The 16,079-nt window shown below is 41.5% G+C and carries 15 protein-coding genes; 1 reads left to right on the top strand and 14 read right to left on the bottom strand.

Features of this window, described 5'->3' with window-relative positions:
* Positions 1 to 15: 15 nt before the first annotated feature.
* Entirely contained in the window at positions 16 to 555 is a 540-nt protein-coding gene (locus FFM67_RS01550) for a TIGR01440 family protein (RefSeq protein ID WP_137612921.1), read from the top strand.
* A 48-nt stretch (positions 556 to 603) separates the two neighbouring features.
* Here the strand turns inward: FFM67_RS01550 and FFM67_RS01545 are convergent, their stop codons facing one another.
* From FFM67_RS01545 to FFM67_RS01480, 14 genes are all read right to left on the bottom strand, one after another.
* Positions 604 to 2,844 (bottom strand): AAA family ATPase, encoded by a 2,241-nt coding sequence (locus tag FFM67_RS01545; protein WP_137612920.1) that lies wholly within the window; start codon positions 2,842 to 2,844, stop codon positions 604 to 606.
* A gap of 27 nt (positions 2,845 to 2,871) precedes the next feature.
* The gene (locus tag FFM67_RS01540; protein WP_137612919.1) at positions 2,872 to 3,351 is read right to left on the bottom strand and encodes a DUF6530 family protein; all 480 of its coding nucleotides are present in this window, start codon (positions 3,349 to 3,351) and stop codon (positions 2,872 to 2,874) included.
* Positions 3,352 to 3,509: 158 nt separating this feature from the next.
* Positions 3,510 to 4,355: a DegV family protein gene (locus FFM67_RS01535; protein WP_137612918.1), complete on the bottom strand. Its 846-nt coding sequence runs from the start codon at positions 4,353 to 4,355 to the stop codon at positions 3,510 to 3,512.
* A 79-nt stretch (positions 4,356 to 4,434) separates the two neighbouring features.
* A complete protein-coding gene (locus tag FFM67_RS01530) occupies positions 4,435 to 5,604 on the bottom strand; it encodes an LCP family protein (protein WP_137612917.1) in 1,170 nt (389 codons plus the stop codon).
* 96 nt (positions 5,605 to 5,700) lie between these two features.
* Positions 5,701 to 6,549 (bottom strand): prephenate dehydratase, encoded by an 849-nt coding sequence (gene pheA / locus FFM67_RS01525; RefSeq protein ID WP_137612916.1) that lies wholly within the window; start codon positions 6,547 to 6,549, stop codon positions 5,701 to 5,703.
* Positions 6,549 to 7,052 (bottom strand): shikimate kinase, encoded by a 504-nt coding sequence (locus tag FFM67_RS01520; RefSeq protein ID WP_137612915.1) that lies wholly within the window; start codon positions 7,050 to 7,052, stop codon positions 6,549 to 6,551. Before FFM67_RS01520 ends, pheA begins: the two co-directional genes overlap by 1 nt.
* Positions 7,053 to 7,382: 330 nt before the next feature.
* Positions 7,383 to 8,660 carry a 3-phosphoshikimate 1-carboxyvinyltransferase gene (gene aroA / locus FFM67_RS01515; RefSeq protein WP_137612914.1) on the bottom strand — a complete coding sequence of 426 codons (1,278 nt, stop codon included), beginning with the start codon at positions 8,658 to 8,660 and terminating at the stop codon, positions 7,383 to 7,385.
* A 4-nt stretch (positions 8,661 to 8,664) separates the two neighbouring features.
* Entirely contained in the window at positions 8,665 to 9,738 is a 1,074-nt protein-coding gene (locus tag FFM67_RS01510) for a prephenate dehydrogenase (protein ID WP_137612913.1), read from the bottom strand.
* Positions 9,739 to 9,754: 16 nt separating this feature from the next.
* On the bottom strand, positions 9,755 to 10,915 hold the full coding sequence (aroC, locus tag FFM67_RS01505; protein ID WP_137612912.1) for a chorismate synthase: 1,161 nt from the start codon (positions 10,913 to 10,915) through the stop codon (positions 9,755 to 9,757).
* Positions 10,916 to 10,918: 3 nt separating this feature from the next.
* A complete protein-coding gene (aroB, locus tag FFM67_RS01500; RefSeq protein WP_137612911.1) occupies positions 10,919 to 11,977 on the bottom strand; it encodes a 3-dehydroquinate synthase in 1,059 nt (352 codons plus the stop codon).
* A 16-nt stretch (positions 11,978 to 11,993) separates the two neighbouring features.
* Positions 11,994 to 13,034, bottom strand: coding sequence for a 3-deoxy-7-phosphoheptulonate synthase (gene aroF / locus FFM67_RS01495; protein WP_137612910.1), 1,041 nt, complete (start codon positions 13,032 to 13,034; stop codon positions 11,994 to 11,996).
* A 21-nt stretch (positions 13,035 to 13,055) separates the two neighbouring features.
* A complete protein-coding gene (aroE, locus tag FFM67_RS01490; RefSeq protein ID WP_137612909.1) occupies positions 13,056 to 13,934 on the bottom strand; it encodes a shikimate dehydrogenase in 879 nt (292 codons plus the stop codon).
* A gap of 472 nt (positions 13,935 to 14,406) precedes the next feature.
* Positions 14,407 to 15,189: an ABC transporter ATP-binding protein gene (locus FFM67_RS01485; RefSeq protein WP_137612908.1), complete on the bottom strand. Its 783-nt coding sequence runs from the start codon at positions 15,187 to 15,189 to the stop codon at positions 14,407 to 14,409.
* Between the two features lie 4 nt (positions 15,190 to 15,193).
* Entirely contained in the window at positions 15,194 to 16,075 is an 882-nt protein-coding gene (locus FFM67_RS01480) for an ABC transporter permease (RefSeq protein ID WP_137612907.1), read from the bottom strand.
* Positions 16,076 to 16,079: the final 4 nt, after the last annotated feature.

Genomic DNA, 16,079 nt, shown 5'->3' with positions numbered 1-16,079 from the left:
AAAGAAGTTTTAGACATGGAAAAAGCAAAATTACAACAAGACTTAACAACGATCGTCAATGATGTATTGGCGGCGGCCGAATTAAAAGCTGGCGACACCTTCATCTTAGGTTGTACGACTAGCGAGATCGTCGGTGGGACTATTGGCAAAAATTCTAGCCAAGAAACCGGTCAATGGGTTATTGAAACATTGAAAAGCATTCTTGATCCACAAAAAATTTACTTAGCCGTTCAAGGCTGCGAACATATCAATCGTGCCGTTGTGGTCGAACGAGAATTAGCCGAAAAGAAGGACTGGGAAATTGTTTCAGTCAAACCCGCCCTGCATGCTGGCGGCTCTTGTTCCGTAGCGGCTTTTGAACAATTTACTGATCCGGTGGAAGTTGAACATATCGTTGCTCAAGCTGGGATTGATATTGGTGACACCTCGATCGGGATGCATGTAAAATACGTACAAGTACCTGTCCGTCCGTCAATTAACGAGTTAGGCGGCGCTCACGTAACGGCTTTACGCAGTCGGCCAAAATATATCGGCGGACCAAGAGCGACTTATTAAGCATGAAAAGACACGTTTCAGCGAATTGCTTGAAACGTGTCTTTTTTTTTAGATAAACCGTGCAATTAATTGTAATAACTGGTGAGGCAAGGTTGATATGTCTGAAATATCGACAAAATTATTTTCACCGTATAATTCTCGCAACTGCTCTTTATCCTCACCAATAGCACAAGCGATGAACAAAATTCCTTGTCGTTCATATTCCTGCAAGACATCTTGGATATCCTGTTTGGCTCTCTCACCCGTATAGTCTGGTAATGCTTTAGGTTGGCCGTCGCTAATTGATAACAGCACTTTTGTATCCGCTGCTTGTTGATTCAACTTTTCGGCTAAGAGTCGCAATGGAACACCGTCACGATTATTTTGCCGCGGCTTCATCGTGGCAATTTTTGCCGCCATGAAAGCATAAGGATCATCAAATTCTTTATAAGAATAGATCGAAGTCTTTTCCCGCTGACTAAGATCGGCAGAATCGCCATACAACATCAATGGAATCTTCGTTCTTTCAGCAAACAAACTTAAGGCAACGGCTGCCAGTTTCGCTGTCTCCATCCGATCATCTCGCAACATCGAACCGGATTCGTCCACGCGCACCGCTAAAGCTAATGAAGGCTGCTCACTCGGCGGATTTTTTTTATCAAAGTTTCGCAAATCTCCATAGGCAACATGCCCCGGATTAAAGCGTGCCCCGTAATATTTTCCACTAGAAAAATCGTTGCTAACTTCCTTATCTAATAGATCATTGATCACACGGCTTAGGCTGTCAACTTCCGGTAACACTTTTTGTGTTAGTTCCTGTCCTTGTTCCAGCGCTTTTTCATTGATCTTTGGCCGATGCAAGATTGTTCCTTCTTTGGCATGGATCGTTTCTTTTAGAGCTTCTCGGACTTCACGATTCAATTCTTTCCGTTTGGTTTTATCAAGTTCGGTTAGTTCATCTAGTGACATGGCTGAACCAAGTTTATCTTCTTCGTCAAGTGAGGCGGAGCTGCCTTTGGATTCAGCATCTGAGGTCTGGCCCTCATCAGGAAGCGTCATTGCCTCTTGTTTGGGTTCCTTTTCACCTGTTTCCGTAGATTCTAAGATTTCGTCTGATGCTGCGTCTAAGTCACTACCTTCGTCACTGATGGTTTCATTTTTTAAAGTGGCCTTTTCAGCTTCTTCTATGATATTGCGTTCAGCGGCTTCTGCTTGACTGATTTTTCGTCCTTGCCGTAATTTTTGTTGATTTTTTACTTGCTGCAGCTTAGTTAATAGTCCGCTTTGTTCTAAGGCATTCTGTAAAATCTTCAATTCTGTTTCATCAGTAGTCAATTTGTAAAGAACTTTAGGAAAAATACTTTCTAATGGATCTTGGCCTTGCTTCAAGCTATTGACCCAGAAAAAATAAGAACGCATGCCGGCGACGCCTTTGATAGCATTCGCTTTGGCCGTTTCATCTAGTAATCGAATAATTTGGGCCATAATCTCTAAATAATCTCGATCAGAAAAATTCGTTTTGGCTGTTGCCCGTTCGATCATGACTTCAATCGATGGTAAATCCATTTTTTCTGCGTGTTGAACCCGGTCCCGCAGTGACTCATTCAATGGACGATTCCCTTGATAATTTCGATTGGTGGTAATCACGACGACACAATCAGGGTGCCGGCGAATGATCCCGGTGGGAATGTTCAATAAACCATTAGGTTCTAATGCTGAGTTTAACGCCACTAGTACCGAAGCATCACGAATCACTGTCGGCTCTTGAATCTCCAATAGATAACCTCGCTGCATCGCTCGCACAATTTCTGAAGGATAAAATTTATATTCAACACTCTTAGTATTTTCTGGCTGATTGATCCGTTCAATCAATTGGCTCAAGCGTTCTTTGGCTTGATTATCGTCAATTTGAAAGTGCTGCTGGATAACGTTTAATACGGTTTGCAACGAGTCCGTCTGATAAATTGCTTCTAACAATTCTTGATCTTCATTATCATCAGTAGAAACGACCGGCAATAACGCACCAAAGACATCGGTTTTATCCATGTCGGCAAAACAGGTTACTTTTGTATAAGGTAGTTGTAAATCATCGGAGAGTGCGCGAGCCAATTGGGTTTTTCCTGAGCCAGCATCTCCTTCTAATAAGACATTCATGATTTTCATTTCAGGATCGAGCCAATTATTCTTGATTTCTGAAGCGATCCGCAACTCTTCCTGACTCGTTTTATGGCTGGCGGGCTTGTGCCAGATCATTTGTTTTTCTACTTTAGTAAAGGTACGGCCTTCTGTGATCACAAAAGGATTTTCCATGCTACTCACCTCAAGTTTTAAAGATTTTTAATAGCCTAGTTCGTCTAAAAGACGTTTCAATGTGCGATAACGTTGCGCAATCAAGTCGCCATCCTTATTCATCGTATCATTAAACAAAATAATGTCTTCATCGATTTTAGGATTCTCTGTATCTACTTGAACTTCCATTCGTCCACCTTGTAACCCTAGAATCTCAACGGTTGGATTTTCTGGGTCATAAAATTTTTCATAACGATACGCGTCTTGTAAGTAGATACTTGATTGGGCCACTAGAATCGCTAAATCTAAAATCCGTGTAATGGGTAATTCCTCCGATTGTCGAGACCACTTTTCCCCGGTATGACGCCAAACTTTTCCTGAAATATCTACTCGTCCACGATCGTTCCATTGAGCCAAACCTAGCGTCAAACCTTTTGCGTCACTATCCCACGCATTATGACCATCGATTTTATCGTAATCTTCTACTAAAAAAACGGGTTTATGCTTTAGATTTGTTGGTATTTTCATTCTAAAATCCTCCTGCTTCTCTTTACTAATTTAGTAAATTAGTAAACTACTAATGAAGAAAGAATACGAAATTTTAGTGATTAATGCAAGGAACTTACTCCTCAAGGAACGCTTTGTAAAAATAAAAAACTCACCAGAAAACTAGTGAGTTTCGTCTATTATTTTGCTACGCCTAATGCGATGGCTTTATCGCCTAGATGTGTGCCGATGACTGGACCAAAAGTGCCAACATCGATCGTCGCTTCGGGATACTTTTCTCTAAGCTTTTCGTATTCTTCTTGGGCTAACTCAGGATTATTGCCGTGAATGATAAAGATTCGTAAATCTTTGCCATTTACTTGCCGACGTTCTTCGATGATTTCTTCGGTTCTTTGAAGAGCTTTCTTTAAAGAACGAATTTTTTCTGCTAGCACAATTTTGCCTTCTTCAAAGGTTAAGATTGGCTTGATTTTCAATAAGCCGCCAATGATCGCTGCGCTATTAGTCAGACGGCCACCACGCACCAAGTTATCTAAATCGTCCACGATGATATAGGCATTGGTCGTGTCGCGAATCGTATCGACAGCCGCAATGATTTCCTCTAGAGAGTTTCCTTGATCACTCATTTCCAACGCTTTTTCCACCATATAGCCCATCGGCACACTAGTGATCTTGGAATCGTAAGGAATGACTTCCAAACCTTCAATATCTTCTTTGATGGCTGTCAAAGTCCGAACAAAACCAGAGATACCTTCTGATAGATGAATACTGATGACTGTGTCATAACCTTGTTCTTTGATTGAACGGTACAATTGGAAAACTTCACCTAAAACAGGTTGCGAGGTTTTGGGAAAGTCCTTGCTTTCTTTGAGCTTTTGATAAAATTCTTCGTATCCAATATCTACGCCTTCTTCAAAAGGTTCGTCATCAATGATCACTGGAATCGGGAGAACAAATAAATCTTTATGATTGCGTATGCGTTCATTCAGATAGGCGGTGCTATCTGTCACAATCGCTAATTTCATATTCATTTCCTCGTTTCAAACAAAATTTACAATAAATATAATATAGCATACTCACACTAGCATGGGAATCAAAAATCGACTACTTGTCTAAAAAGGCTTGGACCGCCTGAGTATTTTGATTGGTATCGACGGCTAATGCACTGCCGGCATTCGCCGTATCAATATACGACCATGAACCATCAACAGGTAACGTCAAACGCTCGATCCCACCAACGGCTTTGGCAAAATTGAAAAAGTTACCCAAGACAAAGGTGTTCGGCATATCGGTTGATAGATAGCCCCAGATTTTTCCCGCTGCGTAAGGTCCCCGTAATAACACTAAAGGATTTTTTAATTGGCTAAAGACACTCTGCATTACTTGCTGCTGACGCCGAACACGACCGAAGTCACCTTCTTCATCCATCCGAAAACGTGCGTAGTTCAATAAGGTATGGCCATGCATCCGTTGTGGGCCCTTACTGATCGGTTGATCAATATAAGAGCTCATGTCTTTCTCTGAATCGATTTGGACTCCTCGTGGAAATAATGCATCTACACCCTTTTCAAAGGTCTGAAAATCCACCATCGCGTAATAGCGGCAATCAATCCCAAAATTATCTTTTAATGTCTGACGGACTAAATCAGCCCCGCCGTATGCATAAGCCGCATTCAATTTGTTTTCACCGACTCCAGGGATATTCACGTACATATCCCGCATAAAGGAAACTAATTTGGGTTTGCCATGACCATCTACTTGCAGAACCATCATAGAGTCAGAACGACCACTGATATTATCTCGCGTGTCGCTTCCTAAAAGCAAAATATTCTTCGTTCCATTAGAAGACTCCACGCCATTAAACTCTTGGGTTTCGATTTTTGGCATTGATGAATCATGCTTGGCCGCAAAATTTCCAACACCGAAAGAAATGACTGAAAAGCCTAGTAGTACGATTAAAACCATTAATAGGATTCTGCGCCAGCTTCGTTTTCGCCTCGGCTTTTGCTCATAGGGATTTTTCGCCTTTCGTTTGAAAGGATTTTTTACTGAAGGGACTTTAAAGTTAAAGCGTTTCTTCTCAGGCTTTTGATCGTATTCTTGATAATAGAACTTCTCTTCTGGGTCTTCATAATGCTCGGTCTTAGCATCTTTTTCAGACGAGTACTGAGTCCCTTGCGTCTTTTTTTTGATCTCACGACGAAAGCCAAAAGGCTCTTTTTCTTCCTTTTGACTTTCCTTATGAATATCTTTATATTTATCCATTCGGCTCATAGTGCACCTCTTCGTTTCCATACTGTTACTAATAAAATAGCAAATCAACCGGTATTTGTCTTATTTTTATAAAAAAAAATTAGAAAACCTTAACTACTAAGATTTTCTAATTTTGGAAATATAGGTGGGGTAATCCCCGATTAAGGTGACATCAAAATGTTGGGCATTTAACTGCTGTAGAACGTTTTGTAGCTGTTCCCCTTGCGGCCGTTCTAAATCAATAATGAAAAAATATTCTCCCAACTGAGTCTTCTGAGTTCGGGATTCAATTTTTGTTAAATTAATTTTTTCGGCAGCAAAAAAGGCTAAACAGTGATAAAGTGCACCCGGACGATCTTTTGCTAGATCAAAAAGCAATGTCACTTTTTGCTTTTGCTGTGGTAAATCGCTAAGGATCGGCTGATTTCCCAGCAGCCAAAAACGCGTTTCATTATTATCGATCGATTGAATGTCTTCTTTGACGATTTGCAAACCAAATTGAGTAGCCGCTTCTCGGGAACCAATTGCAGCATACTTTTTATCCGGATTCTGCGCCACTTTTTGAGCTCCTAAAGTAGTCGATCCAAGCTGTTCAATATCAACCAAAGGAAAGTGATTCATCAAAAATAATTGTGATTGGGCCAACGCTTGCGGGTGACTGCAGATCAATTCGGTTTCCTGCCAACGCTCCACGTGATTGGGATGAACCATTAATTGCTGACGAATCGGCAAAACAATCTCGGCTTGAATCGTAGGTAAGGTTTGAAAAATCAGATCCAAGGTTGGCAAGACAGACCCCTCAATCGTATTTTCAATCGGCACCATACAGTATTCCAATAGTCCACTTCGCAACGCTTTTAGTAACGCCGGTAATGAATCATAAGACAACAATGCCTCTGATGCAAAAAAATTCGTCGCAGCACTATACGTAAATGACCCCTTCGGTCCTAGATAACCAACCTTCATTATAACCCCACCTGTTGGATGATTTCTGAAACGATTTCTATAGGTTTCTTTTTAGTCGTATCGATAATGACCTTTGCTAATTTTTCGTATAATTTTTCCCGAGAGAAGAACAACCGCTTTAAATCACCATCATCATTTTTGATTGCTAAAGGACGAACATTCACCTGATCTTCACGAATCCGTTTAACTAAAATATTCGCATCCGCCTTCAAATAAACCACCAATTTATCCGATAAAACTTGCTGATTTTCTTTTTGTAAAATCACACCACCTCCAGTGGCGATGATTGATTCTTCCTTCAAGGCTTCTTTTAACAGTGTTGTTTCATGTTTCCGAAAAGAAGTTTCGCCATATTCCTCGAAATAGTCATTGATCGGTTGACCAATCCGTTCAACTAGCACATCATCCATGTCAACTACTTGTACGTTCAAGGTTTTCGCCAAAGCTTTACTGATCGTCGTCTTACCCGCACCCATAAATCCAATTAAAACAATCGATTCCATAGACATTCTCCTTATTCGTAATAATGAATTCATTTTTTTAACAAAAAAATGAGTTTGATTCTCATGCCGTATATCATTCCACTAAACATTTTTTCATTTGGATTCCTTGATACCAATTCCTTATGCATTACATTAATTAAACTACAAAAGTGGAACTGACATCCTTATTCGTAATAATGAATTCATTTTTTTTAAACAAAAAATGAGTTTGATTCTCATGCCGTATATCATTCCACTAAACATTTTTTCATTTGAATTCGTTGATACTAATTCCTTGTGCATTGCATTAATTAAACTGCAAAAGTGGAACTGACATCCTTGGTATTATTCTTAATCTGTAATTAATTGAGCTATGTCAATGAAAAAATTTGGATAGGAAATATTGATCGCTTCGGGATTGTTTAATTCCACTACTTCATCTGTGAGTAACGCCGCTATCTGCAACATCATCCCGATTCGATGATCCCCATGACTGTCTACTGCTCCGCCGTGCAAGGGTGTCGGTCCGTGAATAATCAGACCATCATCGGTCGCTTCGATCTTTGCCCCTAATTTATTTAGCTCTTGAGCTGTCGCATCAATCCGATTAGTTTCTTTGACTTTTAATTCTTGAGCATCGCGAATGATCGTCGTCCCTTTGGCTTGCGTGGCCGCTAATGCCAGGATCGGCAGTTCATCGATCAACCGGGGGATGATTTCGCCGCCAATCTCACATGCCTTTAAGTGAGCTGTTTTTACCGCCAAATCTGCTGCTTGATTTTGTGTGTCTACATTCATTTGCTCAATTTCTGCGCCCATTTCTAATAACACATCTAAAATACCTGTCCGAGTGGGATTTACTCCAACTTGTTTCAGCAGTAGCTGACTTTCCGGTAAAATACTGGCCGCTACTAGATAAAAGGCCGCAGAAGAAATATCACCAGGAACGCTCACTTCTTGTCCCACTAGCCGCTGTCCACCAGTTAAAGTAATAGTCCTATCAGCGACGTTGATCTCACCGCCAAATTGTTTGATCATCTCTTCTGTGTGATTTCGGGATTTTTCTTTTTCAATGATCGTTGTCGTCCCCTCAGCCTGCAGTGCTGCAAACAGTATCGCTGATTTTACTTGCGCACTCGCGATCGGCATTTCATAAGTGATGCCGGTCAGTTTCTGACCTTGAATTTGGATTGGTGGGAATTCGCTGCCTTTGACTCCTTGGATTTGTGCACCCATTTGGCGTAAAGGCCCCATCACCCGTTCCATCGGTCGCCGATTTAAAGAAGCGTCACCGGTAATTTCACTAGTAAAAGGACGTCCTGCTAACATTCCTAAAACTAAACGCATCGTTGTGCCAGAATTTCCAGCATCCAGTAATTGATTCGCTGTCGTTAATGCTTCCATCCCTTTACCTTCAACAATAATATCCCGCTGGTCTTCAGTGATACTTACTCCTAATGCTTTAAAAACCGCGATGGTACTGAGACAATCCTCGGCTCTTAAAAAATTATGAATTCTTGTCGTGCCTTCACTGATTGCGCCAAACATAATACTACGATGTGAAATTGATTTATCGGCCGGTACGGTCAATGTTCCATTTAACCCTTTTTTGGTGGAAAGTAGCTTCATCGTTTCAACTCCTTTTGTGACAATTAAATTTTTCTGCTTCAATTAATTGCCTTCCCTTTTCTAAATCCTGTTGATTTTTAAATGAAAGTTCTAACACGCCGAAAATATCTTCTCGTGTCTCTTGGATCTTTAAATTGATAATTGAAATTTCCACTTCACTTAAAACGGTCATGACTTTAGCGATCGCCCCTGCAATATCCGGGATATCGACATAAAGATCGTAAAAGGCTGGAATGACACCATGATCCTTAGCAGGCAAGTGGTCTCTAAACTGCTTAGCTTGACTGAAAAACTCATAAATCGCCGGCTGATCCTCTGCTACTAGACTTTCGCGAATATCTGCCATTTGGTTTTGCCAATTTGAGATCAATTCCAATAAGATGGAACGATTGGTTAATAAGATGTCCGTCCACATTTGCGGATCAGAAGATGCAATGCGAGTAATATCCCGAAAGCCTCCGGCCGCTAATTGAGTCGCCCGGGGGTATTTTCCGGCTAATTGATCGCTCATGCTTACTAAGCCGGAAGCTACAATGTGCGGCAAATGACTTAACACACCAACGATTTCATCATGAGATTCCGGTTCGATCACGACAAATTTAGCTCGCGTTGGTTCTAAAAGCGCCATTAATGGCTCAACATCGATTCCTTCAGGCGGTGTCAAAATGTAATACGCCTCTTCAAAAAGGTTGGGATTCCCTGCTTTCACCCCAGATTTGTGAGAACCAGCCATTGGATGTCCGCCGATAAAAGTAAATGGCAATGTTTTGGCTAAGGTCATGACTTCATTTTTGGTGCTACCAGTGTCTGTTACGATTACCGATTTTTTTAAGGGTAAGCGGGCTAACTCGTGTAGATAGTGTAGCGTTGAGCGTACAGGGACAGCTAAGATGATTACATCCATCGCAGGTGCTTCATCAAGGGAAACAATTTGATCCACCAATTGGACGTCAAGCGCGATTTTTCGAGTCTCAGCTTGATGATCCCATCCATAGAGCGTGATCTCCGAATTTTTGATACTACGGCAAAGAGACGCTCCGATCAAACCTAGACCTAAGACGTAAACTTTCTTTTTCACTGTCTCACCCGCTCTCCTAAAAATTTTTAATAGCTTCGCGGTACGCCGCTACCGCTTGCTTGAATTCTTCCATCGTATCACTAGAAAATTTGTCTAGTAGCTCTTCTGCCAAAACAGTGGAAACAACGTGTTCTGCCACAACGGAAGCCGCAGGTACCGCAGTACTGTCTGAGCGTTCAACACTTGCTTTGTAAGGTTCTTTAGTATCGATATCGACACTCATCAAAGGTTTATAAAGCGTTGGAATTGGTTTCATCACGCCACGAACGATAATTTGTTCCCCGTTAGTCATGCCACCTTCGAAGCCGCCTAAATGATTACTCCTTCGGCTATAGCCTTCCTTCCAAACAATTTCATCCATGACCTTTGAACCGGGTTGACGAGCCGCTTCAAAACCAATCCCGAATTCTACGCCTTTGAAAGCATTGATACTCATCATGATTTGGGCGATTTTTCCATCCAGCTTGCGATCCCATTGAACATAGCTGCCCAAACCTGCGGGAACATTATCTGTCCGAACTTCTACGACTCCACCGATCGTATCACCCGCTTTTTTCGTTTGATCGATCAATTCTTTAACGGATTCTTCCACCGTTTTATCTACCATATTGACTTCTGATGCATTGACCTTTGCTCGGATTTCTTGAACGCTAATTGTTTCGGGTACGGTCGCTTCGATACCACCCAGAATCATGACATGGCTGGCAATCTCAATATCAACTGCTGCTAAAATTTGTTTGGCAATCGCACCGACTGCCACCCGCATGGTAGTTTCCCGTGCTGATGAGCGTTCCAAAACATTCCGCAAATCATGATGACCGTATTTCATTCCACCAACTAAATCGGCATGGCCTGGTCGCGGCTTTGAGACCCGACGCAAGTTCTGATCTTTCTCCGCCACTGCCTCTACCGACATGACGGTTTGCCAATTTTTCCAATCTCGATTTTGAACGATCATCGTAATCGGTGAACCGATAGTTTTGCCGTGACGAACACCGGAAGTAATTCGAACTTGGTCCTTTTCAATCTTCATACGACCACCACGACCGTAACCACCTTGTCTGCGAGCCAATTCTTGATTGATCTTCTCAATCGAAAGTTCTAGGCCGGCGGGTATTCCTTCAATGATCGCCGTCAACTCTGGTCCATGAGATTCTCCAGCTGTTAAGTAACGCATAAACTACTTCCCTTCTATTAAATAGTCTTTGATATCTGTAAGTTTGATTTTTTGAATATAGGCTTGTCCAATATCTTTTAATAAAATGATATTCAAGTTATCGCCTCGCGCCTTTTTATCATGGGTAATCGCCGTATAAAACTTCTCTGCTTCCCAAGGCTGGTAATTGATCGGTAAGCCGTATTTCTGATTCATCGTGCTAATTTTTTTGGTGATACCTGCTGGCATTTGCTGGTTCATTTCTGCCGTCTGAGAAATTTTTACCATACCAATTGCTACAGCCTCGCCATGGCTGATTTTTCCATAACCAGCGGTATTTTCAATGGCGTGTCCAATGGTATGACCAAAATTCAATAGTAACCGTGCGCCGTTATCAAATTCATCTTCTTCAACAACCGTCTTCTTCACCTGTAATGCTTTTAGAATGATTGCTTCGCTGTGTGCTAAAAGATCTTGAATTCCTGTTAGTTTCTCAAGATCCTTCCACAGTGAAACATCACTGATAGCACCACATTTGATGATTTCCGCGATGCCTTCTCGTACTCGTAATTCTGGCAAAGTATTTAACGTTTCCGGATCAATCAATACCCCATCTGGTTGAGCGAAGGTACCAATCATATTCTTAGCCTTACTTGAATTTACCGCTGTTTTTCCGCCGATACTAGAATCCACTTGTGCTAATAACGACGTCGGAATCTGAACAAAGGCGATTCCTCGCATGTAAGTGGAGGCGACAAAGCCTGCTAGATCACCAACAACACCGCCCCCTAAAGCAATTAATGCATCACTGCGGGTAAATTGATGATCGGCTAAAAATTCGTAGAGTGTAGTTGCCATGTCTAATGACTTACTACTTTCGCCTGCTGGAACAGCATAGTGACAAACCTCATAGTCTGCTAATTGTTGCTGAAGTTTTTTACCATAAATGGGATAAACATTTTCATCGCTGATAATCGCAATTTTTTTATTTTTCCAAAGTGAGGCGATCCATTCGCCAACGGAATCCAGGGCGTGACGTTTGACGATGATCTGATAACTTTTATCTGGTAGAACGATTTCCATGAAAGCTGCCCCCTGTTTAGCTAAGTGCTAGTTCTTCGTTTAAACTATTGATTTTCTTCATCGCGTCAACCATCACATCAACTTCACGCATCATTTGCAAGTAATTTTTTTCATTCAATGATTGTTCACCATCAGACCATGCGTGTAAAGGATCGGGATGAATCTCAACGATCATGCCGTCTGCACCGCTGGCTACCCCTGCTCGTGCCATTGGAGCCACTAAATCCCAAACGCCTGTCCCATGGCTTGGGTCAACAATGATCGGGAAATGACTCAATTTTTTAATCAATGGTACCGCGCTTAAATCAAAAGTATTTCGGGTCGCAGTTTCGTAAGTCCGAATCCCCCGCTCAATGAAAATAATGTTGGAATTATTTTGAACCGCAATGTATTCTGCTGCATTCAACCACTCTTGAATTGTTCCGGAGATTCCTCGTTTCAAGCCAATCGGTTTTCCTGTTTTACCGACCGCTTCTAGTAACCGGAAGTTTTGCATATTACGGGCACCAATTTGAATGATATCTGCGTATTCACAAACAACATCGATGTGTGCTTCATCCATAACTTCAGTAATAACTTTTAATCCGTGAGCATCAGCGGCCTTGCGCATGATTTTCAACCCTTCTTCTCCCAGACCTTGGAAAGCGTATGGAGAAGTCCGCGGTTTGTAGGCCCCACCTCGTAAAATTTTGGCACCGCCAGCTTTTGCCATGCGGGCTGTTTCCATAATTTGTTCTTCTCCTTCAACCGAGCAAGGACCTGCCATTGTTACAAAACTACCGTCACCGATTTTTACGCCATCAACATTAACGACTGTATCTTGGGGGTGGAATTCTCTTGACGTCAATTTGTAGGTATTAGAGATCGCTACTGCTCGTTCAACGACATTGTATGCTTGGAATGGGACATTTTGAATAATTTTTGGATCCCCCAGCAATCCCAACACTAGGCGGTCTTTACCGTGATTGATTTGAACGCCTAACCCTTCTTCTTTAATACGGGATAAAATAGGAGATAATTCTGATTCCTGAATACCTTTTTTTATAATTAAAATCATATTAATAACTTCCTTCACTTTTTATTTTTTGATTTCTCTTTCCAATAACGGTTGGATCAGCTCGATGGGCATTTCCTTGCCGGTCCATAGTTTGAACGCCGCAGCGCCTTGATAAAGTAACATACCTAACCCATTAACAGCGGTAGCACCTTTTTCTTTTGCGGCTTTTAATAATTTTGTTTCACCTGGATGATAAATGACATCGAAAACAGGTAAATCGCTTCTTAACAATGTTGGATCAGGTAAGGGCATTTGATCCGTTTTCGGTGCCATTCCAATATTTGTCGCATTAATTAGCAGGCTGCTGGCAGCTAGAGAGTCCGCTAATTGCTTTTCATTTGCTAGATCGTGTAGCTGGATCTGACAGTTGGTTTCTTCAGCGATCATTGCAAGTTTTGGTGCAATCATTTGATAAAAATCATCTTTGATATTGAAAACATCAATAGCTTTCACTCCGTCAATCGCTGCTTGGGTAATGATCGCTGTCGCGGCTCCTCCAGCTCCAAGAATCGTCATTCTTTTGCCGATGATCGCGATCCCATTTTGTTTCAAACTTTCCATACAACCAATGCCGTCGGTGATATGTCCGATCAACTTGCCGTCATGATTGACGATCGTATTAATTGCTCCGATCAAGCGTGCCGCTTGACTCAGTTCATCCACATATTGAACCGCCGCCATTTTGTGAGGCATTGATAAATTGACGCCCAACATTTCAAGATCACGAATCGCTTGGATGCTTTCACCAAGTCGCTCCGGCTGAACATCAAAACTTAGATAGACCGCATCGACCCCCGTTGTTTGAAACGCAGTTGTGTGCATAATTGGCGAAAAGCTATGCCTTGCCGGTAGCGCATATAAACCAGCCAACCGTGTCTTTCCCGAAATTTCATTTTTCATCTTTCCTCACTCCTTTTTTCGTATAGCTAGATAATGATCTTCACGTTGTTCTACGGTGAAGCTATGAATCAACCTTTAATCAGTGACTTTGCCAGCCATTTGAAATCAGCGAAATCATTTTCCCAAAAATAACGGAACTCGCAAAAAGGCTCACTGTAGAAAATCTACAATGAGCCTAGTCTCCAAAACAAATTGAATCCAAAGAAAAAGCCACTATAGATTTTCATCTATGTGGCATTAAGTCAAACTTAAAATCCTTAGCCATCATAGATACAAACTTGTGTCGTTTGCATCCATGAATCATGAACACAAACCTATCTAAAATAGCTAAAGTAATAATTATTCAGTTGTGTGTGCGTACTCTTATTCGTATTCATAAAAATCGCTCCAAACTGATTTAAGGTTGTGCTTAGTATAGAGTTGTTTATAAAATAAGTCAACCTATTTTTTTATTTTCTGCAAATAATTTTATTTATATTACTTCAGCTACTGTCTCGCTCTCCTCAAAAAGTAAGAATAAATCCGCTAAGGTCATCTGCTTTTTCGCTTCTCCGCTAATATCTTTAATGACCTCACCTTTTTCCATTACGATCACGCGGTCGCCGTAATGGAGAGCATCCTCCATTTTGTGAGTGACCATTAGACAAGTGAGCTGTTCTTCTTTAATTCGCTGATCCGTTAAGAGCATCAAGTGCTTCGCGGTTTTTGGATCGAGTGCCGCTGTATGTTCATCTAATAATAATAAATCCGGTTTAGTGATTGTCGCCATCAATAAGCTTAATGCTTGGCGTTGCCCGCCGGAAAGAAATCCTGTTGGTGTATCGAGATGATTTTCCAAACCATTTCCTACAAGCTTACAAAGTTCTCGGTACATTTCTTTCCTCTGGTTCAGCTGCCGCTGCTTCAGCCGTCGTTTTTTTCCGCGCTTTTCAGCTAGCCCCAAATTTTCCGCGACAGTTAATCGCGGTGCAGTTCCCATCTTTGGATCTTGAAAGACCCGAGCAATTGAGGAGGCTCTTTGTTCTTCAGAAAGTTTCGTTAAATCTTTTCCCATTACTGCAATGGTTCCACTGTCTAGCTGTAGGCTACCAGACACGCTGTTGAACAACGTACTTTTCCCTGCCCCATTGCCTCCTAAGATAGTTACGAACTCGCCTGGAGCGATCGTCAAATTGACATTATTCAAAATTTTTCGTTGATCGTTGACGCCGTTACTAATGGTTTTACTAGCATTTCTCACTTCTAAGGCATTCATCAAATTACGCCTCCTTCTCTAATCCAGTCTTTAAATGCAAGGTCTCTTTTAAACGTGGAATCGTTAAACATAGTGCCAAGATGATTGACGAGAAAATTTTCAAGTAAGTCGTATCTAGGCCCACTTTGATGATTAGTAAGATCAATAACTGATAGATGATACTGCCTAAAACAATAGCTACCAAACGTTCTATAAACGTGACTTCGCCGTACAAAACCTCACCAATAATAATGGAGGCTAGACCGATGACAATCACACCGACACCTTTGCCGATATCTGCATACCCATCATTTTGTGCAATCAATGCACCAGACAGGGCAATCACACCATTTGATAGCGTCAGGCCGATAACTTTCATACGATCCGTATTGATACCAATCGAGCGCGCCATGTTCTCATTGTCTCCAGTGGCGATATAGGCCTGGCCGAAATCCGTGAAAAAGAAAAATAATAGTAAGGCGATGATGATCAAAATCGCCAACAAACCTAAGAGAACAATATCAAAATGATCTGGCAGATTTAAGTTGGTAAAAAAATCTTGAATTTTCGGTTGCTTCAATAAAGAAAGATTAGGTGTCTGCATGATGAATAGCATCACCGAATTCAATCCCGACATCACTAAAATTCCAGCTAAAATAACTGGGATTTTTCCTTTAGTATAAAGCATTCCTGTAACAAAGCCGGCACACATTCCTGCGACGATTCCTAAAAGGGTCGCTAGAAGTGGAGAGACGCCGTGAGTAATCGCCGTTACACAGACCGCTCCGCCTAATGGGAATGACCCTTCTGTTGTCATATCTGGAAAATTTAAAATGCGGTAGGTCATAAAAATTCCTAAACCTAAAATTCCCCATAAAAATCCTTGCCCAATCGCTGAAATCACCATTTTT

This window comes from Enterococcus viikkiensis, assembly GCF_005405345.1.
GTDB classification, from domain to species: domain Bacteria; phylum Bacillota; class Bacilli; order Lactobacillales; family Enterococcaceae; genus Enterococcus_A; species Enterococcus_A viikkiensis.
The sequence above is the reverse complement of the archived record's forward strand: the minus strand, read 5'-3'. Positions and strand labels throughout refer to the sequence as shown.